Source organism: Kitasatospora sp. NPDC051705 (genome assembly GCF_044453265.1).
GTDB lineage: Bacteria > Actinomycetota > Actinomycetes > Streptomycetales > Streptomycetaceae > Kitasatospora.
On record NZ_JBITCO010000006.1, the window covers coordinates 179,951 to 206,592 of the forward strand.

Consider the following 26,642-nt stretch of genomic DNA (forward strand, 5'->3'; position numbering starts at 1 on the left):
TGACACCCGCCTTCCGAAGTGGCTGGATCGTTCGGTAATCTCCGTCGGACTTTCAAGCTTCGCGGGGGATTGCGGCATGCTCGGCCGCCCCTCGCGCCCCGGGCCTCGCCCGGACTCTTCCGTGAGGTCTCCCTTGTCCATACGTCGCAGTCTTGCCCTTGCCGGCGCCGCCGCGCTCACGTCCTCGCTCGTGCTGTCCGGCGCCCAGGGCGCCATGGCCGTCGGCACCACCGGATCCCCGTCGGCCGCCGCCCCGCAGGCCAAGGCCTCCAGCCAGAGCCTGGACCTGACGGTGAACGGCGTGCCCGGCACCTTCATCGCCGGCGGTGACGCCCGCGAGTTCACCTTCAAGATCGACAACTCGACGAAGCACGACTTCATCTTCCTGCCGCTGCTCAAGTTCAAGAACAAGGCCGGCACGCTCAAGGCGAAGGACCTCAAGGTCGAGTACCAGATGCCCGGTGGCCAGTGGCAGACCGGTGCGCCCGCCCCCGACGCCGGCGAGGACAAGGACGACTCCGTCCTCACCCTGCTCGGCGCCCTCGGCCCGGACGGCAACCCCACCGACGACGACCTGCTCGTGGTGAACCGCGGCAAGGCCTTCTCGATCAAGATCCGGGTCTCCTTCACCTCGGACGCCCCGCTCGGCCGGGCCGGCGTCGTCCCGGTGGTGTTCTCCGCCGAGCTCGACGACGACACCCACCAGCCGGTCGACGAGGGCCACCTCAGCTGCGACGGCATCAAGGGCGCCGGCTTCGTGATCAAGGCCGGCGGCGGTGGCAAGCCCAGCCCGACCGTCAGCCCGACCCACACCGGCAAGCCCAGCCCGACCGCCACCACCTCGCCGACGGCCACCCACTCGCCGACCGGCAGCACCTCGCCGACGGCCACCCACTCGCCGACCGGCAGCACCTCGCCGACCGCGAGCACCTCGCCCACGGCCACCGCCACGGCCACCGCCACCGCCACGCCCACCGCGACGGCCACGGCGACCACCACCGGCACCCCGACCACCCCGTCGACCGGCACGCCGTCCGCCTCCGCCTCGACCGCCGCCCCCGCCCCGGGCGACAGCACCGGTGGCGACACGGCCGGCCCGATCGACTTCCCGGTGGCCGTCCCGACCGTCAAGACCCCGCCGCTCACCCCGGCCGCCGTCAACAAGGCCAAGGCCGCCGCCGACAACGGCGACAAGGCCCTGGCCCAGACCGGTGGCGGTGACGACACCACCGCCATCGCCGGCGCCGGTGCCGCCGTGCTGCTGGCCGGTGTCGGCACCCTCGTGGTGCTCCGCCGCCGCAAGTCGGCCCAGCAGGGCTGACCTCGACCGCGCGCCCGAGCGGTGGCGCCCGAGTGCCGCCGTGCCGCCCGGAGTCCGTCCGACGGACCTCCGGGCGGCACGGGCGGTACTCCTCCGTCACATAGGATGTCCGGCCGGAGGGGGGCGGAACCGGCGGGGAGAGGGACAGGTGCGGGGAGCACGCACGGCACGGACGACCACCGACTACGAGGCGGCGACCGGGCGGATCGCGGGACTGCCACTGCGCAGGCACCACGTCCTGCTGGTCGCCTGGACGGTGCTCTGGTTCTTCCTGGTCGAGCCCAGCGGAGGCTTCTCCTGGCACTACCTGCGCCAGGGTGAGCAGCTGCTCTTCAGCGACCAGCCGGACGGCGGGCTGGCGCTCTACGCCCACCACCCGGAGCTGCAGATCGGCCCGGTCAGCCTCGCCGCGGCCCGGCTCACCGCGCCCTTCTCACCGCACGTCGGCGAGCTCGTCGCGGAGGCCGCGGCGTCCGCGCTCGGCCTGGTGATGCTCGTCCTGATCGGCCGCACCGCCGCCCTGTACTACCTGGGCACCGGCACCAACCACCGCCGGCTCCAGCAGCGCCTGCTGATCGCCGGACTGGCCTTCATCCCGATGTGGGTCGAGGTCTCGGTCCGCTTCGCGCACCTGGACGACGTCCTGGCGCTGTTCTTCACCACCCTCGCCGCGCACGCCCTGGCCCGCGGCAAGCCCACCATGGTCGGCGTCTACCTCGCCCTGGCGGTGGACTCCAAGCCCTGGGCGATCGCCTTCGCCCCGCTGATCCTGGCGCTGCCGCGCCCCGCCTGGCTGCGCACCGCGATCTGGTTCGCCGGGCTGGTGGCGATCGCCTGGCTGCCGTTCTACCTGGGCAACCTGGACACCCTCGCGGCGGCCAAGTTCACCATCCCCAACCAGCCGGCCTCGGCGCTGCGCTGGTTCGGGGTGACCGACCCCGCCACCCCGTGGTGGGACCGCCCGACCCAGTTCGCGCTGGGCATCGGCCTCGGCACCGTCGCGGTCTGGCGCGGCCGCTGGCCCGCCGTGGTGCTGCTCGGCGCGGACGCCCGGATCCTGCTCGACCCGAGCGTCTACACCTACTACACCGCCTCGATCCTGCTCGGCACCCTGCTCTGGGACGCGGTCGGCCAGAAGCGGCTCGTGCCGTGGTGGAGCTGGATCGCGCTGGCCTCGTTGTACGGCGGCACCCTGCTCATCCCCTCCGACGCGGCCCGCGGCTTCGTCCGGCTCGCCTTCGTCGTGGTCTCGGCCGCGTACGTGCTGCTCTGGCCCACCCAGCGGACCCGCCGCCCGCGCCCGCCGGCGGACGGGGAGGGGCGCCGCCGCACCTCCCGGCGGCGCGAGCGCGACCTGGTGGGCGCCGGCGCCTGACCGGGGCTCCCCGCGCCCGGGTGCCGGACCGGGGCGCCCCCGCGCCCGATGCCGGAACCGGCTTGACCCTCACGCGGCGTGAGACCCGAGGCTGGTGGTCGAAAGGAAGGGAGCACCCCTGATGAGCGGCAGCGGCGGCTACACGGTCGGCGCCCTGGCGAAGATCGCCAAGGTGACGGTCCGCACCCTGCACCACTACGACGAGATCGGTCTGCTGTCCCCCGCGGGCCGCACCCCGGCCGGCTACCGCCGGTACGGGGAGGCCGACCTCGACCGGCTGCAGCAGATCCTCTTCTACCGCGAGCTCGGGTTCCCCCTGGAGGAGATCGCGGCGATCCTGGACGACGACTCGGTCAGCCCGACCGAGCACCTCCGGCGTCAGCACGGACTGCTGACCGACCGGATCGGTCGGCTCCAGGCCCTCGCCGCGGCCGTCGAGAACGCCATGGAGGCACGCAGGATGGGCATTCAGCTGACCCCGGAGGAGAAGTTCGAGATCTTCGGCGAGGGCTACCAGGAGGACTGGGAGACCGAGGCGGAGCAGCGCTGGGGCGACACCGAGGCCTGGGCGGAGTCCCAGCGCCGCACGGCGAAGTACGGCAAGGCCGACTGGGAGCGGATCAAGGCCGAGGCGGACGGGTTCAACGCCCGGATGGTCGAGGCGCTCACCGCCGGCGAGCCGGCCGACGGCACGGTGGCGATGGACCTCGCCGAGGAGCACCGCCGGCACATCAGCGACAACTTCTACGAGTGCGGCCACCGGATGCACCGCTGCCTCGGCGAGATGTACGTCGCCGACCCGCGGTTCACCGCCACCTACGAGACGATGGCGCCGGGCCTGGCCGTGTGGCTGCGCGACGCCATCCTCGCCAACGCGGACCGCAACGAGCGGTCCGGTGAGCAGCAGGCCTGACGGGGGACGGGACGGCCGGGCGCGGGACCGGTGAGAGCCGGGGCCGGTGAGGGCCGGGACGGGGAAGCGGGACCGCCGGGCACCGGTCCCGGCCCGGATCAGGCGACCCCGCGTCCGAAGGAACGCCGGTAGGCGGTCGGGGAGGTGCGCATCACCCGGCCGAAGTGGTGGCGGAAGGTCGCGGCGCTCTCGAAGCCGACCGCTGCGGCCACCTCCTCCACCGTGCCCTCCGGGGACTCCAGGAGGGGCAGGCTGGCCGCGATGCGCTGGGTGACGACCCAGCGCATCGGGCTGGTGCCGTTGCGCGCGGTGAAGTGCCGCAGGTACGAGCGGTCCGACATCCGGGCGGCGCGGGCCAGCAGCGAGATGGTCAGCGGGGACGCCAGGTGGTCCATCGCCCACTGCATGCTGCGGGCGATCCCGTCGTCGTCCTCCTCGACCGGCCGGACCGCGGCCTCGATGAACTGGGCCTGCCCGCCGTCCCGGTGCGGCGGCACGACGAACCGCCGGGCCACGCTGTTGGCCACCCTGGCGCCGTGGTCCCGGCGGACCAGGTGCAGGCAGAGGTCGATGCCGGCGGCGCTGCCCGCACTGGTGAGCACGTTGCCGTTGTCGACGTAGAGCACGTCCGGGTTGACCCGCACGTCCGGGTGGCGCTGCTGGAGCAGGTCCGCGTACCGCCAGTGGGTGGTGGCCTCCCGGCCGTCCAGCAGGCCGGCGGCGGCCAGCGCGAACGCGCCCGAGCAGATCGATACGATCCGGGCCCCGCGTTCGTGCGCCGTGCGCAGGGCCGCGACCAGGCCGGGGGACACCTCGCCGCTGAAGGCGTTCGCCACCCCGGGGACCACCACCGTGTCGGCGGCGGCGAGTTCGTCCAGTCCGTGCCGGGCGGTCAGCGCGAACCCGCCCACCGCGTCCAGGGCCGTCCCGGGCCGGTCGGCGCACACCTTGAGCCCGTACCACGGGGCCGCCAGCAGCCCGCTCAGCTCGGGCCGGGCCAGCCCGAACACCTCCACCACCACGCCGAGTTCGAACGGGGCCATGCCCTCGAAGGCGTACACCGCGACGTCGTGCACCGGCTCCGGCCGCCGCCCGATGGTGACGGGCACCGGGCGGGAAGCGGCCACGACCGGGCCCTCGACGTACTGCTCGGCCATGCGGACCCCCTGCTGACGGTGGCGGGATGGCGGTGAGTGTAGCCGTTCCGGCCAGTCCGAAATTGCTTCGAACCGGCCTGCAACCTCCGTGCCCCCCGGACGTCCATCGAGTAGGGGGGGCGGAGCCTGACAGGCCGGGGGGCGCTGGAAGGATTCCCTCGATCACGAACTGACAGGTGTCCTGACGGGTGCTCCGGCCGAGGGCCGGGCGTTCCGTCCCGGGGGAAAGCAGAACGCGCATGTCCATGGCCATCGGGCCGTTCGCCGTACCGCCGCGGGGGCGCGGACTCTCCGTCCGCGGCCTCGTCGGGCTGCTGTTCGGTGCTCAGGAGGTCGGCGAGGTGTCCGCGGCGACGGGCGCCGAGCAGGCGGCGGCACGCCGCTCCGGCTTCCGGCTGCTCCGCGGCGGACGCAAGGCCGCCGAGGAGCGGCCGACCCTGACCGACCTGTACCACGCCCACCGGCTGGGCCTGGTCCGGATGGCGGTGCTCCTGGTGGACCACCAGGACCTGGCCGAGGACGTCGTGCAGGAGGCCTTCACCCAGCTGTACCAGCGGTACGGAGAGGAGCTCGACGACCTGGACAACGCGCTCGGGTACCTGCGCACCGCGGTGGTCAACGGCGCCCGCTCGATGCTCCGCCGCCGGAAGACCGCCCGCGAGTACGTGCCGCCGCACGAGGCCGACGCGCCGTCAGCGGAGGACCACGCGGTGCTCAACGACGAGCACCGCCGGGTGCTCGTCGCCCTGCAGGAGCTGACCCCCCGCCAGCGTGAGGTGCTGGTGCTGCGCTACTGGTCCGACCTGTCGGAGGCGCAGATAGCCGAGACCCTGGGGCTGTCCCGGGGCGCCGTGAAGTCCACCGCCAGCCGGGCCCTGGACGCCTTGGAAAAGCATCTGGAGAAGGTTCGATGACCGACAAGAATCCCCGCCCCAAGAGCGGTGACCGAGGCGGTGGCGGGCCGGCCGAGACGCCGACGGAACGGCTGCTGCGGGAGGCCATGAACGCCCGCGCCTCGCTCATCACCGTCCACGACCTGCGCCCGGCCGACCCGCCGACGCGGCGACTGCGCCGGCTGCGCCCGCTCTACCTGGCCACCGTGCCGGTCCTCGCGCTGGCCGCCGCGCTCGCCATCGGCGTGCTCACCCTCCACGGCGACCCGCTGGCCAGGAAGGACGTCCCGCCGCCGGCCGCCACCGGGTCGGCCACGCCGAGCCCCACCGCCTCGCCGACCGGCACCCCGACCCCCACGCCCACCCCCACCGTCGCGCCGTCGGACACCGGCGCCCCCACCGGCGAGCCCGAGACCGGCGCCCCGCTCTCGGACGTCACCCCGACGCACGGCAGCACCCCGACGCCGACCGGCACCACCCCGGCGGCCGCCGGGAAGCCGTACACCTTCCGGAACGTCAGGTTCAAGGTCCCGGCGGGGTGGCGGGTGGTCGAGCCGTCCCCGGGGGACACCGCGCTGTGCGTGATGAGCCCGGGCGCCCCGCCGGCGTCGTCGCCGAACCCGGGGCTCCCGGTGGGGGCCAACCCCGACCCGTGCCAGCCGTACGGCGTGCTGCTGGTCGTGATGGACCAGCCCTCGGAGAACTGGCCGTCGACGGCCATGATGGACACCGCGAGCGGCTGGAGCCCGCAACCCGCCTGTCCGGTCTGGGGCAACGTCCACGCACCGGCCGGGCAGGAGGCCAAGAGCACCGGGCCGGAGAAGAGCACGCCCACCGTGGCCGGGCGCCCGGCCCGCAAGTCGCAGTGGCAGGGCAGCTGCGGCAGCGACTCCTTCACGGCCCAGATGTGGGCGCTTCCGAAGGACGGCGTCTTCGTCACGACGGCGGGCCTCAAGGCGGACTACCAGGCCGGCCTGAACTCGCTGCTCGGCAGCCTCGACCTGAGCGGCCACCAGGCCCCGCCGACGGCGGCCAACCAGAACGACGTCGCCGTCACCTTCGACGGCCTCGCGGCCGGCCAGCCGTTGCGGGCGGGCAGCGCGGTCGTCACCTTCTCGGTGACCTTCCGCAACACCAGCCAGAACACCTACGCCCGGCTGCAGCCGCTGGTGTTCACGGACCACTACGAGGGCTCGCCGCTCGCGCTCGGCGCGCCCAACGACGGTCGGCTGGAGCTCCAGACCGGCGGCGAGTGGAAGAAGAAGGCGATGTCGCCGGACTCCCTCATGGGCTACGCGCTGGCCGACGAGACGGAGCTCTTCAAGCTGGCCCCTGGGGAGTCCAGGACGCTGACCTACCGGCTGACAGTGGGCGCCGGGAACGGGCTCGGGGACATGCCGCTGAAGGCCCAGGCGGTGCTCCCCTACAACGGGAGCGACCTGACCCTGCTCGGCCACCAGGACATGACGGTGAAGATCGTCAAGTGACGCACCGGGGCCCGGCCTCCCACCGCGGGGAGGCCGGGCCCCGGCCGCGGGCCGCCGGTCAGGCCAGCGAGGCCATCCACGCCTCGACGTCCTCGGCGCGGCGCGGCAGGCCGGCCGAGAGGTTCTCGTTGCCGTCGGCGGTGACCAGGATGTCGTCCTCGATCCGGACGCCGATGCCGCGGTACTCCTCCGGCACCGTGAGGTCGTCCTGCTGGAAGTACAGGCCGGGCTCGACGGTCAGGACCATGCCGGGCACCAGCAGCGCGTCGACGTGCTCCTCGCGGCGCGAGTGGGCGCAGTCGTGGACGTCCAGGCCGAGCATGTGGCCGGTGCCGTGCAGGGTCCAGCGGCGCTGCAGGCCGAGCTCCAGGACCTTGTCGACGTCGTACTGCGAGGCGTCCAGCAGGCCCCAGGCGAGCAGCCGCTCGGCGAGCACCCGCTGCGAGGCGTCGTGGAAGTCGCGGAACCGGGCGCCGGGCTTCACCGCGGCGATGCCGGCCTCCTGGGCGTCGTACACGGCCTGGTAGATCGCGCGCTGCAGGTCGTCGAAGCGGCCGTTGATCGGCAGGGTGCGGGTGACGTCGGCGGTGTACAGGGTGTGGGTCTCGACGCCGGCGTCGAGCAGCAGCAGCTCGCCGGGGCGGACGTCGCCGTCGTTGCGGACCCAGTGCAGGGTGGTGGCGTGCGGGCCGGCCGCGGCGATGGTGCCGTAGCCGACGTCGTTGCCCTCGACCCGGGCGCGGCGCCAGAAGGTGCCCTCGATCCAGCGCTCCGAGGTGGCGACGGCCTGGCCGAGCTCGCGGACCACGTCGGTGAAGCCCTTGACGGTGGCGTCGCAGGCGGCGCGCAGCTCGCCGATCTCCCACGCGTCCTTGACCAGCCGCAGGCCGCTCAGGAACTCCTTGAACCCGGCGTCCCGGTCGGCGTCCAGCGCCCCGGCCAGGGCGTCCTCCAGGCCGGCGTCGTAGCCGCGGACGATCCGGGTGGGCACGGCGGAGTCGCCGGCCAGCGCGGCGAGCTCCTCGGCGGCCTTGCGGACGTCGCGCACCGGCAGGCCGAGCAGCTGCTCCTGCTCGCTCAGGCTGTGCCGGCGGCCGACCCACAGCTCGCCGTAGCCGTCCAGCCAGAACTCGCCGTTCTCGCGGTCCGAGCGGGGCAGCAGGTAGAGGGAGAAGGCGTGGCCGGCGTCGCCGGTCGGTTCGGCGACGAGGACGGCGTCCTCGGTCTGGTCGCCGGTGAGGTGCACGTACTCGCTGGCGGCTCGGAAGCTGTAGTCGGTGTCGTTGGACCGCACCCGCAGGTTGCCGGCCGGCACCACCAGGCGCTCGCCGGGGAACGCGGCGGACAGCCGGGCACGGCGCTCGGCGGCGTACGGGGCCTGGGCGACCGGGACGAGGCCGTGCAGCTCGGTGTCGGCCCAGCCGGACTTCATCGAGGCGGCCAGCTCGTCGGAGACCTCGGCGTACAGGCCGTTCTTGCGGCCCTTGAACTGCTGCGGCTCCTCGCCGCCGGTGGCCTCGGGGTTCTCGGCCACCGCGGGGGTGAGGTCCTCGGTCACGTGTAACGCCTCCTTGGGGGTGGTACCGCCGCCCCTCGGGGGAGTGTCGGGTCGCGACACGCGCGGGCGGCCGTGCGTCCATGGTACGGACGCACGGCCGCCCGCCCGTTCGGGGCCGGACCGTCCGTTCGGGGGCGGGTCACTCGAAGCGGGCCGCGAGCAGCAGGAGGTCGTCGGTGGCCGGCCCGGTGTCCTGGTCGGGGCAGTGGGCCAGCAGGTGGGCGCAGAGCCGGTCGGGGTCGATCCGCACGTCCCGCGGGGCGTCGGCGGCGGCCCGGCGCAGGTTGGCCTGCCCGGCGTGCAGGGTGGGGCCGCAGCGGCGGGCCAGGCCCTCGGTGTACAGCAGCAGGGTGTCGCCGCGCTCGGCGGTGAACTCGACGCCGGGCGCCTCCCAGCAGGCCAGCATGCCGAGCGGGGCGGACAGCGAGGTCTCCACGAACTCGGCGCCGTGCCGGCCGACCAGCACGGGCGGGCAGTGCCCGGCGCCGGCCAGGGTGATCCGGCGTTCGTCGGGTTCCAACCAGGCGTAGACGGCGGTGGCGGTGCGGGTCGGCTCGGTGGTCTTGAGCAGCAGCTCCAGGTCCCCCAGGACGGAGACCGGGTCCTCGCCCTCCAGCACCGCGTAGGCGCGCAGGGCGGCCCGGATCCGGCCCATCGCGGCGGCCGCGCCGGGGGCGGAGCCGGGGCCCGCGCCGGGGCCGTCACCGGAGACGGAGCCGACGGTGAGGCCGACCGTGCCGTCCGGCAGGGGGATGGCGTCGTACCAGTCGCTGCCGCAGGAGCGGTCCAGTCCGGCCGGGACGAGCCGGGCGGCCAGCCGCAGGCCGGTGGCCCGGGGCAGCCGGTCGGGCAGCAGGCCGCGGCGCAGGGCCTCGGTGGTGCGCCGGACCCGGTCGGCCTCCAGCTGCTTGGCGAGCAGCGGTGCGGCGATCCCGGCGTAGCGGTGGGCGAGTTCGCGTTGGCGCTCGGTGGCCTCGGTGGGCTCGTCGTAGAACCAGACGGCGGCGGCGAGCGGGCCGTCCTCCTCGGTGGCGAGCGGCAGGCCGTAGCAGCCGCGGAGGCCGAGCTGGGCGGCGAGTTCGCGCAGCCGGTCGCCGGCGGCCGGGTCCTCGGCGAGGTCGGGGGAGTGCAGCCGCTCGGGCCGGTCGGTCTCCCGCAGCAGCAGGGTGAGCAGGCTCTGGTCGGTCGGCACGGTCTCCAGCGCGCCGAGGCTGGCCCGGTCGAGGCCCAGGCCGACGGGCTGGCCGAGGCCGCCGCCCGGGGTCCGGCCGACCAGGACGCCGCGCCGGGCTCCGAGCAGGGCGGCTCCGGAGGCGAGGACGGTCTCCAGGGTCTCGCCGAGGCCGCGGGCGCGGGCGAGCTGCTCGGTGTGCCGGTGCAGGCGGGTGAAATCGGACAGCCGTCCGGCCAAACGGTCCTGCACCCCGGTGGGCGGTGCCGTGCGGGTGTCCGCCGCGCCGGCCGGGGCGTCGACGGGGAGGGTGTCCGCCGCGCCGGCCGGGGCGTCGACGGGGCCGGGGAAGCCCGGCAGCGGGTCGAGGACGGTGAGCCCGCGGGCGCTGCCGGGCTCACCCGGCTCGGAGGGTGTCGACGACGGGTGGGACTCGGTCATGCCGCCACTCCTGACGCGGTGCTTCGTGCCATGCGGGACCCCCAGGTACGGCTGAGGTGGAGCGAGTACGGCCAAAGGGCGCGTTTCGCCTCGATTCGCTACTACTCGTCATTGATCGACAGCAATGCCACCACTTCTACACAGGCCATTTGGGGCATGTCCAGATCCGGGACGACGCGGTGGCCGGTTCCGTCGGACGCGCGACCCGGTCGGGGGCGCGTGCGGTCGGTGTGCGCGCCGGTTCGGCCGGCAGGCATGGAGCGGGCCGTGGGCGGGCAGAACGGAGGGGACGGACCCGGCGGCCGTCCGGATCGTATGTCCGCGCCGCCCGGGAGCCGGGCTGGCCGGAAGTCTCTCACTCGTACGGTGGAACCAAGCGCGCCCGGGCGGCGTCCATCCGGTCGCATACGGGATTCTCGTTCCAGGGGCTGTTCCAGTGCGCGGCCCTTCTCATGTCGTGCTCCACACCGTGCTCCACGTCGTCGCCGCGCCGCCCGCCCGCCCGCCCCGCTTCGCGCCGCCCGGGGGCCGTGCCTTCCGCGGGCCCGCAGGGCGGGGCCCGACGGTGCCGGCGGAGCGGAACGAACCGAGCGGTCAGGGAAAGGAACGAGCGCCATGCGTGAGAACCCGAAGGATTCGTGTTCCGCCCGGCTGGCCGCGGCCCTGACGGCTGCCGTCGACCACCGCTGGCCCGTGGTGCCGGGCGCCGTGCTGCGCGGCGACCGCTGCTCCTGCGGTGACCAGTACTGCTCCGTCCCCGGCGCGCACCCGCACGACCCCGCGCTGCTGGCCGCCACCACGGACGCCCGGATGGTGCGCTGGTGGTGGGAGCGGCAGAGCCCGGACGCGCCGGTGCTGGCCGCCACCGGCTCGACGCTCTCCGCGGTCAGCCTGCCGGCGGCGGCCGGTGCCCGGGCGCTGGCCTACCTGGGCGCGCTGCGGCTGCCGCTCGGGCCGGTGCTGTCCCTGCCGGGCCGCTACGCGCTGCTGGTGGCGCCGTACTCGCTGGACGCGCTCGGCGAGATGCTTGCCCAACTCCCTTGGGTGCCCGGGTCGTTGCGCTACCACGGGCCGGGCGGCTTCCTGCCGCTGCCGCCCGGTGGCGGATTCGGGCGGGTGCGCTGGGTGCGGGCTCCCCGGCCGGCCGCCGACGGCGGGGTGTGGTTGCCCCAGGTCGGTCCGCTGCTGGGCGAGTTGGTGGAGGCGACGGTCCGGCTGGACAGCGGCCGCTCGGCGTACTGACCGGGTGTCCGCTCTCTCGGTCCGGCGGATCCGCGGCGGCCGGGCCGGCTCGCGGTGTCAGGTGGCCGCGCTCGGGGCCGTGACCGGCGCCGCTGCGGGGGCCGACCGGAAAAACAAAAGATCCGGCCGCTGGCGACGGGGGATGCACCAGCGGCCGGACTCTTTAGACAGTAACAAGGATCCGCGCCCGCGCCAATTTCCAAGACGCCCTCCACGCCCGGAAATTGCGGCTTCGCGGCGACAATGTGACGCGTATCACCCGGATCCTGCGTCCTTTAGTTCAAAGTGACCTGACGGTTCACCAGGTTCGCGCGGGCGCGCCGCTCCTCGGCGGTCAGCGGGGTCTCGTCGGCGAGCACGGCGGCCAGCCGCTCGGCGAACTCGGCGGCGGGCTTCTCGCAGTCCTCCGCGGTCATCGCCAGCGGGAGGTCCCAGACCGGGACGGTCAGGCCGTGCGCGCGGAACGAGCCGACCAGGCGGGTGTCAGCGCCGAGCGAGGAGCGGTCGGCGGCGCTCAGCCGGGCCAGGGCGTCCAGCAGCCGCTCCTCGGGCACGGTCATCACCCAGCGCAGGTGGTTCTTGTCCGGGGTGCCGCACCAGTAGGCGGCGTCGACGCCGTCCAGCTTCACGGTCGGGATGGCCGAGGCGTTGGCGCGCTCCAGGGAGGCGGCGACCTCACCGGTGGCGGTCTCGGCGTCCTCCAGCCAGAACTCGAAGCCGGTGTGCACGGCCGGCGTGAACTCGGCCGTGGTGTCCAGCAGATCCTGCAGGCGGCGCCCGCCCGGCTCGGTCCGGCGGGCCGGCACCGGGTTGCCCGGCTCGGTGGCCAGGGCCAGCTCCAGGGCGTCGGCGAGGTCGCGGCTCAGGTCGCCGGAGGCGGACTGGGTCTGCAGGCCGAGCAGGATCGAGCCGTCCTGGCGGCGCAGGGCCGGCCAGGCCAGCGGCAGCACGGTGGCCAGGGTCACCGACGGGACCTCGCCGGTGGCGCCCTCGGCCACCCCGGCGGCCAGCGTCAGCGGCACGGTGGCGGCGGGCACCAGCTCGCGCAGCGCCACCCAGTCGGCCTCGCCGGCCAGCCCCTCGAACGGGCGGTGCACCAGCTCCTGCACCGCGTGCGAGGCCTCCCGGCCGTGGCACGCCTTGTACCGGCGGCCCGAACCGCAGGGGCAGTTCTCGCGGGCCCCGACCACGGGGATCTCGCCCGTGACGGCGGTGGTGGACTGACGCTGCGGCGCCTTCTTGGCGGCCTTCTTGCCCATGGTGCGGCTCTCCCGGGGACGGTGTCCTTTGCTCCGGGCAGCCTACTGACCTTCCTCCCGACGTGCGGTCACGCACCGGGCCGCCCGGCGGGGCCCGGCGGGTGCCGGGCCCGGGGCCGGTCGGGCGGGGTGCGCGGTGTCAGGCGCTGCGGGCGTCACCGCCGGTGCGCCGGGCGTGCCGGGCACGGGCGGGCAGCGCCGCCCAGACCGTCACCTCGCCGGGCGCGTCGCGCACGCCCCAGTCGCTGGCCAACTGGTCGACGATGCCCAGGCCGCGGCCGCCGCGCGAGGTCAGCGAGGGGCTGGCGGGCAGCGGCCGGGTGGTCGCGCCGCCGTCGGTGACCTCCAGGGTGAGCACGCCGTCGGCGTGCATCTGCCAGCGGACCAGGACGCCGCCGTCGGCACCGCCGCCGGTGTCCTCGCCGCCCCGGCCGCCGGGTGCCGGGTGCGCCCCGCCGGGGACGCCGACCAGCACCTGGTCCACCACCTCGGCCCGGGCGCTGCGGCCCAGTGCCCGCAGCGGGCCGAGCGGACGGGCGTACCGGCACGCGTTGCTCAACAGTTCGGAAAGGATCAGAACAGCATCATCGATGACCGGCTCGGGTATCTCCCGGTCACCGAGATCTCGACGCAGTCGGCGCCGTGCGACCCCGACACTCGCTGGGCCGTGCGGCACTGCCATGGTCGATGAAGTCGGCACTTCACGCGCCACCATCAACGCCACCCCCGGACCTCCTTCAGCGTATGCCGAGGGAGAGATGCCCCTTGGTAATGCGTCGGAAACGACCGCCGGAGGATCCCGCGAGGACATTTCGAGCGTCGCGACCGAGGGTCGACCGGAGGTCATTCACCGCTCACCCTCCGTCGTGCGACGGCATGAATTCCGGCAATACCGTGCCCGGAAGGTTTGAGTGCCGACCAGACCGATCAGGTTCGATCAGTCCGTTCGGCCCCGTCCCGCCCTCGTCCGGCCCTGTCCCGTCCCGTCGTCCGGCCCCGTCCCGTCGTCCGGTGCCGCTCCGTCGTCCCGTCCCGCTCAGTGCCGCCCGGTGCCGCTCCGGAGGAGGATCACCGCCCGAGCTGCGCCAGCACCTCGGCGGGCCGGTTGGTGATGATCGCGGACACCCCGAGCTCCAGGCAGAGCTCCACGTCGGCCGGCTCGTCGACCGTCCAGACGTGGACCTGGTGCCCCAGCTCGCGCAGCCGCGTCACCAGCTGCGGGCGGGCCCGGACCAGGTCGATGCCCGGGCCGGCGATCCGCGCCCCGCCCGGCAGCGGGGAGCCCGGGCGCAGCCGGCCGAGCAGCGGCAGGGTCCGCTCGAAGAGGAAGACCCGGCGGTAGTCCGGTGCCCCGGCGGCCACCCGGTCGAGGGCCACCGAGGAGAAGCTCATGATCCGGGCGACCGGGCGGTCCCCCTCGCGCTCCGCGCCGATCTTGAAGCGCTCCAGCATCCGCAGCAGTTCGGCCTCCACCCGGCCGCGGTAGCGCACCGGGTGCTTGGTCTCGATCGCCAGGTCCACCGGGCGGCCGCAGTCCACCGCCAGCTCCAGCAGCCGCTCCAGCCGCAGCACGCCGCGCAGTTCGGGGTCGGTGCTGGGGCGGCCGGTCTTCCAGGCGCCGAAGTCGTACGCCTCCAGCTCGGCCAGGGTCATCGCCGAGACGGTGCCCCGGCCGTCGGAGACCCGGCCGATCCGGCGGTCGTGCACGCAGACCAGCTCGCCGTCGGCGGTCAGCCGGACGTCGCACTCGAGGGCGTCGGCGCCCTCGTCGAGCGCGCGCCGGTACGCCGCGAGGGTGTGTTCGGGCAGGGCGTGGGAGGAACCGCGGTGGGCGATCACCTGGACGGGCGGCGCGGTGTGCGCCGCCGTCGAGGACAGGTCTGGGCTGGTCACAGGGCCAACGATAGGCGGCCGAAGTGACGCGGAGACGAAGACGGCCCCAACCCGTGGGGCCGTCTTCGGTGGGCGGGGCCGTCGGCGGGGGCGGTTCCGGGCCCCGGCGGCCCGGCCCGTCAGGCTCCGGACGCCCCCGGCAGCGCGGCCTGCCCGGCCCGCCGCGCTCGGACTCAGCCCGCCGTGTTCCGGCGGGTCAGCGGGGTGAGCGCCCAGGTGAGCAGGGCGGGCACCAGGAAGGCGAACAGCGAGGCGGAGGTCCACTCCTGCGGGGTGAAGTGCAGCGACTCCTGGGCGGAGGTCCAGAAGTCCGTCCACCAGCCGGCCACCGGGGTCGGCGCGATGAACTGGTAGACCGCGAAGCCCAGCACCCACGGCAGCAGCATCAGCCAGCGGGAGGGGGCGTCGGCGGAGAGGTTCCAGCCGTGCCGGCCGGCGCCGAGGAAGTAGTCCACCGCGAGCACCGCCAGCAGCGGCACGAAGACGGATCCGATCAGGCCGAGGAAGTTGGTGTAGGTGTCGGTGAACCGGTCGATCTGCAGCGCCAGGACGGTGATCAGCAGGCCGATCCCGCCGGTCAGCACCCGGCGGTCCACCTTCGGCAGCAGGTTCTGCACGGACATCGCCGTCGAGTACACGTTGGCGAAGGACTGGTCCGTCTCGCGCAGCACCAGCACCAGCAGGAACAGCCAGCCGGCCCAGACGCCGAGGAAGGAGTCGAAGATCCGGTTCGGGTCGCCGTCGGACTGCAGCAGCGCCATCAGGCCGAGCACGTAGCACCAGACCTGGGCGACGGTGTAGCCGGAGAAGCTGCCCCAGAACGCCGAGCGCGGGGTGCGCGAGTGCCGGGTGTAGTCGGCGGCCAGCGGCACGAAGGAGATCGACACCGCGATCATCATGTCGGTGGCGCCCAGGAAGCCGTGCCAGTTGCCGGCGCCCGGGTCGGGCACCCCCTGACGGCCCAGCTGGACGGTGAAGTACACCATCGCGACGGCGACGGCACCCGCGACGAAGCGGCGCAGCACCGCGATCGAGCCGAGCGGCCAGATGGTCAGCGCGGTGGTCAGCGCGCCGGCCAGCAGCACGAACAGCCAGCGGTAGCCGTCGGTGTGGGCGACGGTCTGGGCGCCCGCCGCGATCGTCAGCAGCTCGAAGACGCCCCAGCCGACGCACTGGACGATGTTCAGCACCGTCGGGACGTACGACAGCCGGGTGCCGAACAGCCCGCGCAGGTTCGCCATCGCCGGGGCGCCGGTCCGGGCCCCGATCAGGGCGGCCACGCCGAGCATCGCGGTGCCGACCACGGTGCCGGCCACGATCGCCGTCACCGCCGCGGCCAGCGAGAGCTCGCCGCCCTTGGCGCCGAGCACGGTGGCGGCGGTGGAGAAGCCGATCAGGCTGACGCCCAGGTTCATCCAGAGCGCGAAGTGGTCGCGGAAGCGCAGCGTGCGCGGCGGCTCGGTGTCCAGCACCAGCGGCGCCTCGACGCGCTCCGGGCGGTCCAGGACGGCGGTCGCCGTGCCGGAACCGGCCGGGCCGCCGGCGGCGTCGCCGTGAACGGTCGTGGACGATCCGGGGAGGTCCCCGGTCGCCCCGGGGAAACCCTTGGACTCGGGCGCGCCCGAAGAAGAGGATGGCGAAGCAGGCGGCATGGCCGATACTCCCTACGCCGGCATTACCCGGACAGGTTCCGGCGGTCTGCGCCCCCTCGACGGTCCGTCCACGATGCCGTGGCGGTACGGTCGACCAGCGCACTCTCAGCCTGGAAGGTCCAAGCTCCCGCGTGTCAGTTTGGAGCGACAGGCTAACCGGCACCGGGGTGGACGCCAAGGCCAGGGGCCCTGCCGTCCGCATCGCGGGACGCCCGGCGGAGGTGGGGGAGCCTCCGTCGCCGGGTCGGCCGTCTGCGCCGGCTAAGGATTCTTATGAGTTCTTCAGAGGGGTCCTTACGGCAATCGAATCGACTGTGCGAAAAACTATGGTCCTTGGTTCTGTCAGCTATGGAGGTCGTCCGTGAGCACCGAGCGAGAGGTTGGGCCCACCGGGCCGCAGGGGGAGCAGCCCTCGGGCGCCCAGGGGGCGGGCGGTCCCGCTTCCGACCCCGCCGCCTCGGGCGGGCACAAGCCGACCATGGCGTTCAGCCGGGTCCCCGAGCCCGACGCCGCCCCCGCCTCCGAGCCGGCCCCGGCCGACTCCCCGGCCGCCCCGGCCGAGGGCGGGCACCGGGCGACCATGGCGTTCGGCCGGGTCCCCGAGCCCGAGGCCGCCCCCGCCCCCGAGCCGGCCGCGGCCGACGCCGCCGCGGCCGCGGAGGGCGTCCCGGCCGAGGGCGGGCACCGTCCCACCGTCGCCTTCACCAAGGTCCCCGCGCCGGAGGCGGCCCCGGCCGCCCCCGTGGCCCCCGTCGAGGCGCCGTCCGCCGGCGTCGACCCCGCCACCGGCTACCTCGACGCCCCGCCGCCGGTGCTGCCGCCCGCGCCGCAGGCCCCGGCAGCCCCCGCGGCGCCGCTCGCGCCGGTGGCCGAGGGCCAGGCCCCGCCGCTGGGCAACCCGTACGCCACGCCGACCCACGGCGTCCCGGCCGCCGGCGCGCACGACCCGTACGGCCCGCCGCCCGCCCCCGGCGTGCCCGCCGCGCACCCCGCGCCCGGCCACCACCCGTTCGGCGCCGGCCAGCCGCTCGGCGGCTGGGGCGCCTCCCACGACGCCACCGGCGGTGCCGGCTACCCGGGCGGCCCGGGCGGTCCGCTCGGCTACCCGGCCGACTACCCCGGCGGCCCCGGCGGCCCGCACCGCCCGCGCAGGAAGCGCGGCGGACTGGTCGCCCTGATCGCCGCCGTCGCACTGGTCGCCGGCGTGGCGGGCGGTGCGCTGGGCGTGGCGGTCACCGACCACAACAACGGCAGCAGCTCCGCGGACGACCACCGCAGCACCACCGTCCAGGCCAGCAACACCCAGAAGAACGAGCCCTCCCCCGGCTCGATCGCCGGCATCGCGCAGAAGGCGCTGCCCAGCGTCGTCACCATCAAGGCGCAGGGCAACGGCGAGTCCGGCACCGGCACCGGCTTCGTCTTCGACACCGAGGGCCACATCCTCACCAACAACCACGTGGTCGCGCCGACCCTCAACGGCGGCAAGCTCACCGTCAAGTTCGCCGACGGCACGTCCTACAACGCCTCGGTGCTGGGCCACGCCGAGGGCTACGACGTCGCCGTGGTCAAGATCGACAACCCGCCGAAGAGCAAGCTGGCGCCGCTCCCGCTGGCCGACTCCGACAAGGTCAACGTCGGCGACTCCACCATCGCGATCGGTGCGCCGTACGGCCTGGAGTCCACCGTCACCAGCGGCATCATCAGCGCCAAGGACCGCCCGGTCGCCTCCGGCGACGAGACCGGCGGCCAGTCCTCCTACATGAACGCCCTGCAGACCGACGCCTCGATCAACCCCGGCAACTCCGGCGGCCCGCTGCTCGACTCCGGCGGCGCGGTGGTCGGCATCAACTCGGCGATCCAGTCCAACGCCTCCGCCAACGGCCGGGCCGGCAGCATCGGCCTCGGCTTCGCCATCCCGATCAACCAGGCCAAGTGGGTCGCCGACACCCTGATCAAGACCGGCAAGCCCGTCTACGCCAAGCTCGACGTGCTGCGCAACGACGACTACAAGGGCGACGGCGCGCAGATCCAGACCCGCGACGTCCAGGGCCAGCCCGCCGTGACCCCCGGCGGCGCCGCGGACAAGGCGGGCCTCAAGCCGGGCGACGTCATCACCAAGCTCGGCGGTGTCCCGATCGAGAACGGCCCCGCCCTGGTCAGCCGGATCTGGACGCACAAGCCCGGCGAGACCGTCGACGTCGAGTACACCCGCAACGGCCAGCAGTTCACCACCAAGGTCACCCTCGGACAGCGCGACGGCGACAGCTGACCCCCGCCGACCCGCACCGAACCGTGTGCACCGAACCCCGCCGGACCCGTTAGGCTGACCTCCGCCTGGAGAGCTGCCCGAGCGGCCTAAGGGAACAGTCTTGAAAACTGTCGCATGGTGACCCCATGCCGTGGGTTCGAATCCCACGCTCTCCGCGCGGAACGGCCCCTGACCAGCAACTTTGGTCAGGGGCCGACGCTTTTCCCGATGGCCGTCATGATCCGTGAGTGACCCCTCTTGACCGCCCGTTCTGGCACGGATCTGGCACGGGCGCCGAGCCGAGCGCGCTCGGACACCGATGCGCTCCCTGATCGACTCCAGCCAGCGGACCAGCTCCCACATTTCGTCAGATTGACGCAAATTCGCGGGAACTGGCTCGCCGGCCTTCGTGGTCTGACATGCTAAAGGTCCGTCGAGAGGGGCCGCAGCGATGCAATGGAAGATCCACGGGGAACGTCCGATCTACGAGAACCCATGGGTGAACCTGTGGCTGGCTGACGTCGAACAGCCCGACGGCCACCGTTGGGAACACCACGTGGTCAAGCTTCGACACCTGGCCGTCGCTGCCATCATGAACCGTGAGAAGCAGGTCCTCATGATGTGGCGGCATCGCTTCATCACGGACACCTGGGCGTGGGAACTGCCGATGGGGCTGATCGAGCCGGACGAGTCTCCGGCAGATGCGGCGGCCCGTGAGGCCATGGAGGAGACTGGCTGGAAGGTCGGTGAGGTCAAGCCGCTGATCTACGCCCAGCCGGCGAACGGGATCACCGACTCCGAACACTTCGTCTTCCGGGCCGATGCCGTCGAGTACGTGGGACCGCCGACCGAGCGCAACGAGTCCGACCGGATCGAGTGGATTCCCCTGTCCGAACTGCGCGGCATGATCGACCGGCGCGAGATCGTCAGCAGTGGCACGCTCGTGGGCGTGCTCTACCTGCTGCTGGATGAGGCCGGCCTTTGATCAGCTGGCCGCGCTGGTGATCCGGTCGGCCAACGTCGCCACCGAGGCGTTGGCCCGGTAGGGCTTGAGCAGGTGGCGGAACTCCTGGAGGTGGGCGACCACTCGGGGCGACTCGATCACTGCCGCGAGATCGAGGGCTTCCGTGGCGGTAGCGCACGCCAACTCGACCTGCCGTCGCTGGAGCTGGGTCCGTGCGAGCCAAAAGCTGTGGAACGCGCGGCCCCGGAGGTTCGTCGTCGGTTCGGCCCGTAAGGCTTCGGCGATGAGGGGTTCGGCGGCGGTCGCGTCCCCCAGCTGACCGAGGGCGATTCCGGTGTCCACGGTGAGCTTGGTGTGGTCGAAGTACTCGACCCATGCGGGGTCCTCGTCCCCCTCGCGGATGCGCTCGAAGTGCTGTTGCGCCTCGGTGATCGCTCGATGGGTCGACTCCTGGTCGTGTGCGCTCGCGTGGCCGAAAGCTTCGCGCATCGACAACATGGCCATCAGCCTCGGCGTACCGCCGACAAGGCGCGCGCTGTCCTGCGCGGCTCGGGCGAGCGTGATCGCGTCCTGTGCCCGGTCCTGGTAGGTCGACTGGAGGCTGAGACAGGCCAGCACGTTGGCGATGAACGGGCGGTCGTCGATCTCTCGTGCGAACCGAAGCGACTCGGTGAAGTAGCCCTGCGCTGTGTTGTACTGCCGTGCGTCGAAGTACGTCCACCCGGTGAGGCGTGCGAGTTCAGCAGCGATGCCGTGGAGACTGCGCCGATAGTTGGGATCGGCGGTGTCGCGCATTATGCCCGTGACGTATCTGAGCTGACCGATCACCGCCGGCCGGAGCGCTTCGCCGCCGTGCTGGTCATCGCGCCGCCAGTAGTCCTCGATGGACGCTTGGAGGGACCGCAGGACGTTGGGCGTGACCCGCGTGCCCGCCGCGATGGCGAGGATGTTGTCGAGATCGCTGCCTGAACGCGAATCCACGACCGGCAACGGGGCACGGGCAGGCCCGACCGCCGGTGTCGGGCCTTGGCGCGGGATCGGCGACGGTTCCCAACTGCGGTCCGCCAGACCGAGCATCCGTCCCGGAATCCGAAGGCCGTCCGCGATGCGTTCGATGACGGCCATGTTGGTGATCTTCGGTCGACCCTTCATCACCTCGCCGACCCTGCTGGGCGTCAACTCGCATGCACGGGCGATGCGCGACGGGTGAAACCCGCCTTTGCGCTTGGCGAGTTGGAAGATCAACGCGAAGTCTCTCTCCGCGCATGCCGCCACCATCTCGGGGTCTGCGAACAGTCGACGCGGAAGCCCTGGTGACGGTGTGGACTCGCTCATGGCCAGCTACCCCCAGGGCAAGGAAGATCATCGCTCAGTGTCACGCGAGATAACTGACCGCGAGTTTACCCATCGTGGGTACACGCGCTGGCCTTATTTCGATACCGCCTGCCCCGGGATTCTGAGATCGCCTCCGGGGGAACACTCGGAGCCCGACTGATGGAGGGGGCGGTCCTACCGATGAGCCTGATCAAAACCGCCGGCCCATCAGGCACCGAGCACATCGAGATCCCGGTAGTACGACCTGGCGACCTTGGGTGTCTGCTCCATCTGCGCTGCCATCCCGAATCCGCGGGGGCCGCACGCAAGTTGGTGACTACCGCTCTGACGGCCTGGTCCCTTGAGCACCTTGCGGACGTGGCTGAGCTGCTGGTGACCGAGCTGGTTGCCAACGCGGCCAAGCACACGGGGTGTTCGCGGATCTCCGTCTCGGTGGACCGGCAGGAGGCGTCGGTGTGGGTGGGGGTCCGGGACTCGTCCCGCGCGCTGCCGTGCCGTACGGAGCCGGAGGATCAGGCGGAGTCCGGGTATGGCCTCGGCCTGGTGGAATCCCTTTCGTTCCGCTGGGGGGTGGACTGGGCCCCGTTCGGCAAGTGGGTCTGGTTCGCGCTGAGGACGGTGACGCCATGACCTCGGACGGGACTGGGGCCCGCGGTCAACACCGTGGCGAGCATCGTGATCCCGTTGGCACGGTGCTGACGGGGGTCTGGGCGCTCGGGCACGTGATCACGGTTCTCCTCCTCGGAACCGCTGTGGTGAACCAACTGGACGCCGACCACCACGGCCTGGCGCACACCGCGCTGTCGGCGCCGGACCGCGAACCGCCGGCCTGAGCGGCGGCTCACCTCAAGACTCCCCCCGGCCTCGACGACGACACCGGGGCCGGGGGGTCGCACCACCGTGACGGGGACTGGACCCGCCACGCCCTACGGCAGCGAAGGGAGGTGATCAGCATGGAGGACTTCGCTCGGCTCGACCCTGAGCCGGAGGAGGAGGTCGTCGTCCTGGGTGACGCGGCGCTCCTGACGAAGGGCAGCAACAGCCAGAGTGTGGAGGGCAAGCGCTCGCCCTACGACGCCTAACGGCAGTACTGCGGCGGCACCCCAGGACCCCCGGTGGGGTGCCGCCGCACCACTCTCGCGCTCATCTCACGGAGGTGATCACATGAGCTTGTTCGGTGGGTCGATTTCCCGGTCTGCTCCGTCCCGGGTCCCAGTTGGTGCACGGGTTGTGTGGCGCGGGCCGCTGGCCTGGTCGGCGGGTGCTCCTGTGCGCTCGGCGAAGGGTGCGGGTGGGCGGCGCCTGGCTGTGTTCGGTCCGTGCGGGGCGACGGACGCCGAGCTGATCCGTCTTGCCCACTCTGCGGACCTACGTGCTCTGGACGTGGCGGCTACGGCCTGGGCGGGTGCGTACACCCTGGTCGTCGACGATGGGTACGGCGTGTGCACGGTGTGGGCCGACCCGGCGGGCGCCGCCCCTGTCTACACCGCCCGGATGGACGGGGCCCCGGTGTGGGCGTCGAGTTCGCTCGCGCTGGCTTCCCTGCTCGGCGCCGAGCCTGATACCGCCTGGCTGGCCGCTCACCTGGCCGGCCCGACCGAGTGGGTTCCCGGCCGGTCGGCCTGGACGGGAGTGGAGCAGGTTCCGCCGGGGCACCGCTGGTCGGCCACCGCATCGGGCACGTCCGGCTTCACCCCGTTCTGGCGGGTGCCGGAACTCGCCTGGGCCGATGCCGTGCGGCGGCTGCGCGCTGACCTGACGGACGGCGTCCTGATCCGCGTCTCCGGTCGTGCGGCCTCCTCGGATCTGTCGGGCGGTCTGGACTCCAGCACCCTGGCGGCCCTCGCCGCCCAGTGCGGTCCGGTCACCGGCCTGACCTACCACCCCAAGGGCAGGGAGAGCGGTGGAGACATCGACCACGCCCGTGCCGTCGCCCGCGCGTTTCCCTCAATCCGCCACCGCTTCATGGCCCTGGGCCCGGAGCACCTGCCGTTCACCGGCCTCGGTTCCCTCCCACTGACGGACGAACCGGCGCCGTCCGCCATGGTTCACGCCCAACTGGGCGCACAGCTCGACATGTTGGGTTCGGAGGGCGTCGATGTCCATCTGACGGGCGACGGTGGCGACTCGTTGTTCATGCCACCGCCCGTGCACATGGCCGATCTGGCACGATCGGGCCGCTTCCTGCGCTTGGCCAGCGACGCACAGGCATGGGCGCGCCTCTACCGGTCAAGCCCCTGGACGGCGGTGGCCGCCGCCTGCAATGCCCCGGGCAAGCTCGGCGGGGCATCGGCGCCAAGGCCGTGGCTCACCCGCTACTCGCTCGACCTGGCCGACGCCGTCACCGCTCCGTACGCGGAGGTGAACGGCCTCGGGCACGCGGACCGCCACCTCCTGGAGGAAGCCCGCTACGTCGGCCGGAGCGCTGCGACGGAGAACCAGCTCGCCGCCGCGCACGGCATCGAGATGCACAACCCCTTCACGGACACCCGCATCGTGGAAGCCGTCCTCGCCACACCCGCGCCCGAGCGGTGGTCCGCGCACCGGTACAAGCCCCTGCTGACCGATGTCGTGGCTCGTCTCCTGCCTCCCGGTGTCCTCCAGCGCGGGGCCAAGGGGGTGTTCGCGGCCGACCATCACCACGGGTTGCGCGCGAACAAGGCGGGCGTCCTGGATCTCACGGGCGGCTACCTCGCGGACCTCGGCCTCGTCCATCCGGCGGCCCTGCGCTCGCTGCTGGGCAATGCCGTGCTCGGCGTGGACATCCCGTGGGGGCTGATCGAACCCGTTCTCGGCACGGAGCTGTGGCTCCGGTCCTCGACGGCTGCCGGACAGGCTGTTCAGTGGGAGGAGACAGCGTGACCACGCCCGTGCCGACTTCGCACACGCGCACCGCCCTGACCGGCCGGGCGGGAGTCGTCGTCAACTACCGGACCGGCGAGACGATCGTCCTCACGGGTGGCGCACTCACTCGCTGGCTCGGTGCCCTGGAGCAGAGCCCGGCTCCGGCTCCGGTGACGGTCAGGGACTCGGAGGTGTCCTGGGGCACGAGTGAGGCCCCCGCCCGCCTGGAAGCGCTCGCCCCACCGCCGTTGGCCTGGCGCCTGGCTGCTGCTGCCGTGCTGGCGGCGACCCTTGCCGTGCGCACCGCCGGCCGCCCGGGATCGAGGTTCGGCCGCCTGCGCCACCTCGCCGAACTCGGCGGGGACCTCCCGTTACCGACAACGGCCCACGCCAGCCTGGCGATACGCTCGGTCCGCTGGGCCGCTCGTGCCTTCCCAGCTCGCGTCGCATGCCTGGAGGAGTCCACCGCGGCCTCGCTCCTGCTCGCGCTCGGCGGCCGTGGGGGTGCCTGGCGGCACGGGGTGGCCACCGACCCAATACGGCTGCACGCCTGGATCTGTGACGTTCACGGCCTGCCGGTCGAAGAACCCGAGCACACTGGCGACTACACGCCGATCAACGCACCAACCGACCTGGAACGAGGCACCGATGCCCACTCCGAACATCCTGCTGCCCGGCAAGCGCGTCAGCCTGGCGATGACCAACCGTGACCACCTGACCGACTACCACCGCTGGGAGAACGACCCCGGCACGATCCTCGGCTTCGGCACACAGGTCGCCCAGTCCTGGGAGGTCCGCGCCGGTGGCTGGGAGGCCCAGGGCCGCAACCGCGACTACCCCCAGTTCGAGGTGGTCACCGCCGACGACCACACCCCGGTGGGCATCACGACGCTCCAGATCGATCCGGCCGTGCGGACCGCCGAGTACGTGATCCTCCTGGCCCCCGAGGCACGCGGGAAGGGCTTCGCCGCTGAGGCCACTGAGCTGACGCTCCGCTGGGCCTTCGAGTACACGGCCCTGCGCATGGTGTGGCTCAAGGTCCTGGAGCCGAACGCAGCAGGCATCTCGGCCTACCAGAAGGCCGGGTTCCAGCCCGCCGGCCGACTGCGGCAGTCGGGTTACTGGCTGGGTCGTCCCTGCGACGAACTGCTGATGGACGCCGTCGCCGACGACTTCCTTCTCACCGCCGAGTCGGCCTGAACCACAGACCCAAGCCGGACAACCTCATAAGCGCGCCGGACCACCCCTGACCTTGGCGGGGAGGGTGGTCCGGCGGCGAGCTGACCTCGCTGACCAGCCCTGGTGCCGCATGGTACCGGGGCCGGAGGCATGTTCAGAGCGAATTTCTGACGGATGGTCAGCGTGATGGATGGGGCATGTGCGGGACTTGGCCGGTGTGACGGTGGCATGCGGGGCGCCATTCCGGTCGGGCCCCCCGATAGCTGCCGAGTTGTAGGGGCGGGCGGGTTCGGTCAAGCCCGCATGTACGGGCCTGTGCGTGGCGACGGTGGCGAGCTGTGCGGGCTTGACGGGTTCCGTTCGCCCCGGAGAATCGGGCGGCGGGGGGCCCGAACGAACGGCGGGCAACCATCGGCCTGGAGCTTGGCCACGCCGGGCCGGACAGCCTGTCCGGGGTCCATCCTGCCCAGCCGACCGCCACCTCGTTCCTTGCGCCGCCAGCGGGGCCGGCCATAGCGGGGCGGAGACAGGAGCGGCGGGCGGCAACGCGGCGGCGCGCGGCCCGCCTCTGGCGGGCCGCTCTTGATCCAGTAATGAAACTTTGAACACGCTCCCCCTGCCCCCTTCGTCTCCCTGGTTCTGGCCGCTCTCTGCTGGCCGTACGACTTCCTGCCTGCTGCTGCCCTGATCAACCATTGGCGCCAGGAAATCCGCGGTGCCCATCTCCGCTCACCCTCCGCACGCTTCGACCCTGGCGCGCTCGCGCGAGCGTGGTCCGCTCCCTCCCCACCCCTCGGCCTCGCGCTGCTTCGACCCTGCCCGGCCGCGACTGCGGCATCGATTGGGCCCCGGGCACACCGCCGGACCGCGGCCGTCCTGGTGCTGCTCGCGGCCCTCTACCACAAGATCGGCTCCCTACAGCGAGCCCTCCGAGCGCGAAGGTTGGTGCGCGGGCCAGAAAGCTCGGGCTTGCGTGTCACACGGAGGGCCGTTCCCGGACCTGTATGAGATGCCACGTCCTTCTCGGGCTGCGCGGGGTCCGGGAAGAAAGTTCGGCCGTCGTGTCACACCGGGGCGGTTTTTCCGGCCTCTAGGGGGTGACGGGGCGAACCGCGAGGACGAAAGGGAGGAACAGGGCATGTCAGGCATGGAGTCGGGATCGGCGAAGTCTGTCCACAGGCTGTGTGTGGCGAACTGGTTGGACCCCGAGCGGGGCGGCTTCTATCAGGAATCGGCGGCCGGACCCAATCACGGAAAGGCGGCATCGTGCCCTGCGTGCGGCCTGCCGGAGCGATCCGGGCACACATGTGGCGCACGTCACCACGCGCTTTACCGGGACTGTCCGAACTGGGAGGTATTTATGCGAACCGAATCCGGGGCGAGGTCGGGATACCAGCCCGCATATCTCCCGCGCAAGGACTTGCCCGGCGGCCATGGTGGATGTGCGCCCGAACGCTTCGGGGCCGACGCGGCGACGGAATCTAGGAAGGAACTTCCAGCTATGCGATGTGATGTTCGGCACGGAAACGGCCGGTCATTCCGCTCGTCGGCGCCGATCAGCTCTCGACGTCTCTCAACAGCGCTCCGACCGGCAGAAACTTCCTGGTTTCCAGATTGGACTTGTCCGCGCTTCTTGCGGTTGGCTCAGCGACAGAGTCCCGCGCGGCGGAATCTGGAGAAACGTTTCTTCCGCCCTGCGGGACTCCGCTC

The 26,642-nt window shown here is 72.8% G+C and carries 22 protein-coding genes, 1 tRNA gene and 1 riboswitch; of the genes, 15 read left to right on the forward strand and 8 right to left on the reverse strand.

Annotated features, from left to right (window positions below; all coding sequences use genetic code 11):
* Window positions 1–133: 133 nt before the first annotated feature.
* The 3 genes from ACIA8Q_RS10550 (at window position 134) to ACIA8Q_RS10560 (ending at window position 3,609) form a co-directional block, all read left to right on the forward strand.
* Window positions 134–1,321 carry an LPXTG cell wall anchor domain-containing protein gene (locus tag ACIA8Q_RS10550; RefSeq protein ID WP_360205770.1) on the forward strand — a complete coding sequence of 396 codons (1,188 nt, stop codon included), beginning with the start codon at window positions 134–136 and terminating at the stop codon, window positions 1,319–1,321.
* Between the two features lie 148 nt (window positions 1,322–1,469).
* Window positions 1,470–2,696, forward strand: coding sequence for a hypothetical protein (locus tag ACIA8Q_RS10555; RefSeq protein WP_387900592.1), 1,227 nt, complete (start codon window positions 1,470–1,472; stop codon window positions 2,694–2,696).
* Window positions 2,697–2,817: 121 nt separating this feature from the next.
* On the forward strand, window positions 2,818–3,609 hold the full coding sequence (locus ACIA8Q_RS10560) for a MerR family transcriptional regulator (protein WP_360205768.1): 792 nt from the start codon (window positions 2,818–2,820) through the stop codon (window positions 3,607–3,609).
* Between the two features lie 98 nt (window positions 3,610–3,707).
* Here ACIA8Q_RS10560 and ACIA8Q_RS10565 read toward each other — a convergent pair whose 3' ends face one another.
* Window positions 3,708–4,766, reverse strand: a complete 1,059-nt coding sequence (locus tag ACIA8Q_RS10565; protein WP_396316991.1) for a helix-turn-helix domain-containing protein — start codon at window positions 4,764–4,766, stop codon at window positions 3,708–3,710.
* A 239-nt stretch (window positions 4,767–5,005) separates the two neighbouring features.
* On the opposite strand from ACIA8Q_RS10565, the gene ACIA8Q_RS10570 reads away from it, so the two are divergent.
* Window positions 5,006–5,680 carry an RNA polymerase sigma factor gene (locus ACIA8Q_RS10570; RefSeq protein ID WP_387900594.1) on the forward strand — a complete coding sequence of 225 codons (675 nt, stop codon included), beginning with the start codon at window positions 5,006–5,008 and terminating at the stop codon, window positions 5,678–5,680.
* Window positions 5,677–7,146 (forward strand): hypothetical protein, encoded by a 1,470-nt coding sequence (locus ACIA8Q_RS10575; RefSeq protein WP_396316992.1) that lies wholly within the window; start codon window positions 5,677–5,679, stop codon window positions 7,144–7,146. The genes ACIA8Q_RS10570 and ACIA8Q_RS10575 overlap by 4 nt, the downstream gene beginning before the upstream one ends.
* A gap of 58 nt (window positions 7,147–7,204) precedes the next feature.
* On the opposite strand, the gene ACIA8Q_RS10580 is transcribed toward ACIA8Q_RS10575, so the two are convergent.
* On the reverse strand, window positions 7,205–8,704 hold the full coding sequence (locus ACIA8Q_RS10580) for an aminopeptidase P family protein (protein ID WP_387900598.1): 1,500 nt from the start codon (window positions 8,702–8,704) through the stop codon (window positions 7,205–7,207).
* 139 nt (window positions 8,705–8,843) lie between these two features.
* Window positions 8,844–10,316 carry a PP2C family protein-serine/threonine phosphatase gene (locus ACIA8Q_RS10585; RefSeq protein WP_396316993.1) on the reverse strand — a complete coding sequence of 491 codons (1,473 nt, stop codon included), beginning with the start codon at window positions 10,314–10,316 and terminating at the stop codon, window positions 8,844–8,846.
* Between the two features lie 615 nt (window positions 10,317–10,931).
* Here ACIA8Q_RS10585 and ACIA8Q_RS10590 point away from each other — a divergent pair.
* Window positions 10,932–11,558, forward strand: coding sequence for a bifunctional DNA primase/polymerase (locus ACIA8Q_RS10590; RefSeq protein ID WP_396316994.1), 627 nt, complete (start codon window positions 10,932–10,934; stop codon window positions 11,556–11,558).
* A gap of 275 nt (window positions 11,559–11,833) precedes the next feature.
* Here the strand turns inward: ACIA8Q_RS10590 and ACIA8Q_RS10595 are convergent, their stop codons facing one another.
* The 4 genes from ACIA8Q_RS10595 to ACIA8Q_RS10610 form a co-directional block, all read right to left on the reverse strand.
* On the reverse strand, window positions 11,834–12,817 hold the full coding sequence (locus ACIA8Q_RS10595) for a DUF5926 family protein (RefSeq protein ID WP_360205749.1): 984 nt from the start codon (window positions 12,815–12,817) through the stop codon (window positions 11,834–11,836).
* A 139-nt stretch (window positions 12,818–12,956) separates the two neighbouring features.
* Window positions 12,957–13,664 (reverse strand): ATP-binding protein, encoded by a 708-nt coding sequence (locus tag ACIA8Q_RS10600; RefSeq protein ID WP_387900602.1) that lies wholly within the window; start codon window positions 13,662–13,664, stop codon window positions 12,957–12,959.
* Window positions 13,665–13,885: 221 nt separating this feature from the next.
* Window positions 13,886–14,710, reverse strand: coding sequence for a glycerophosphodiester phosphodiesterase family protein (locus tag ACIA8Q_RS10605; RefSeq protein ID WP_360205744.1), 825 nt, complete (start codon window positions 14,708–14,710; stop codon window positions 13,886–13,888).
* 173 nt (window positions 14,711–14,883) lie between these two features.
* The gene (locus tag ACIA8Q_RS10610) at window positions 14,884–16,362 is read right to left on the reverse strand and encodes a cytosine permease (RefSeq protein WP_360205742.1); all 1,479 of its coding nucleotides are present in this window, start codon (window positions 16,360–16,362) and stop codon (window positions 14,884–14,886) included.
* Window positions 16,355–16,503: riboswitch (TPP riboswitch) on the reverse strand. (Overlaps the previous gene by 8 nt.)
* Before the next feature lie 220 nt (window positions 16,504–16,723).
* Between ACIA8Q_RS10610 and ACIA8Q_RS10615 the strand changes: the two genes are divergently transcribed.
* The 3 genes from ACIA8Q_RS10615 (at window position 16,724) to ACIA8Q_RS10625 (ending at window position 19,595) form a co-directional block, all read left to right on the forward strand.
* The gene (locus ACIA8Q_RS10615; RefSeq protein WP_360205740.1) at window positions 16,724–18,631 is read left to right on the forward strand and encodes a trypsin-like peptidase domain-containing protein; all 1,908 of its coding nucleotides are present in this window, start codon (window positions 16,724–16,726) and stop codon (window positions 18,629–18,631) included.
* Between the two features lie 67 nt (window positions 18,632–18,698).
* A tRNA-Ser gene (locus ACIA8Q_RS10620) sits at window positions 18,699–18,786 on the forward strand.
* Between the two features lie 275 nt (window positions 18,787–19,061).
* On the forward strand, window positions 19,062–19,595 hold the full coding sequence (locus tag ACIA8Q_RS10625; protein ID WP_396316995.1) for an NUDIX hydrolase: 534 nt from the start codon (window positions 19,062–19,064) through the stop codon (window positions 19,593–19,595).
* On the opposite strand, the gene ACIA8Q_RS10630 is transcribed toward ACIA8Q_RS10625, so the two are convergent.
* Window positions 19,596–20,909, reverse strand: a complete 1,314-nt coding sequence (locus ACIA8Q_RS10630) for a hypothetical protein (protein ID WP_350580316.1) — start codon at window positions 20,907–20,909, stop codon at window positions 19,596–19,598.
* Window positions 20,910–21,089: 180 nt separating this feature from the next.
* Here ACIA8Q_RS10630 and ACIA8Q_RS10635 point away from each other — a divergent pair, with 180 nt between their 5' ends.
* The 6 genes from ACIA8Q_RS10635 to ACIA8Q_RS10660 all read left to right on the forward strand — a co-directional run bounded on the left by ACIA8Q_RS10635 (window position 21,090) and on the right by ACIA8Q_RS10660 (window position 24,953).
* Window positions 21,090–21,539 carry an ATP-binding protein gene (locus ACIA8Q_RS10635; RefSeq protein ID WP_350580319.1) on the forward strand — a complete coding sequence of 150 codons (450 nt, stop codon included), beginning with the start codon at window positions 21,090–21,092 and terminating at the stop codon, window positions 21,537–21,539.
* Between the two features lie 62 nt (window positions 21,540–21,601).
* Window positions 21,602–21,742, forward strand: a complete 141-nt coding sequence (locus tag ACIA8Q_RS10640) for a hypothetical protein (RefSeq protein ID WP_350580322.1) — start codon at window positions 21,602–21,604, stop codon at window positions 21,740–21,742.
* Between the two features lie 120 nt (window positions 21,743–21,862).
* The gene (locus tag ACIA8Q_RS10645; RefSeq protein WP_350580324.1) at window positions 21,863–21,991 is read left to right on the forward strand and encodes an albusnodin family lasso peptide; all 129 of its coding nucleotides are present in this window, start codon (window positions 21,863–21,865) and stop codon (window positions 21,989–21,991) included.
* An 82-nt stretch (window positions 21,992–22,073) separates the two neighbouring features.
* Window positions 22,074–23,771 carry an albusnodin/ikarugamycin family macrolactam cyclase gene (locus ACIA8Q_RS10650; protein ID WP_350580327.1) on the forward strand — a complete coding sequence of 566 codons (1,698 nt, stop codon included), beginning with the start codon at window positions 22,074–22,076 and terminating at the stop codon, window positions 23,769–23,771.
* A complete protein-coding gene (locus ACIA8Q_RS10655; protein WP_396316996.1) occupies window positions 23,768–24,463 on the forward strand; it encodes a lasso peptide biosynthesis B2 protein in 696 nt (231 codons plus the stop codon). Before ACIA8Q_RS10650 ends, ACIA8Q_RS10655 begins: the two co-directional genes overlap by 4 nt.
* Complete coding sequence (locus ACIA8Q_RS10660) at window positions 24,402–24,953, forward strand: GNAT family protein (protein ID WP_350580333.1); 552 nt, start codon at window positions 24,402–24,404, stop codon at window positions 24,951–24,953. The genes ACIA8Q_RS10655 and ACIA8Q_RS10660 overlap by 62 nt, the downstream gene beginning before the upstream one ends.
* Window positions 24,954–26,642: the final 1,689 nt, after the last annotated feature.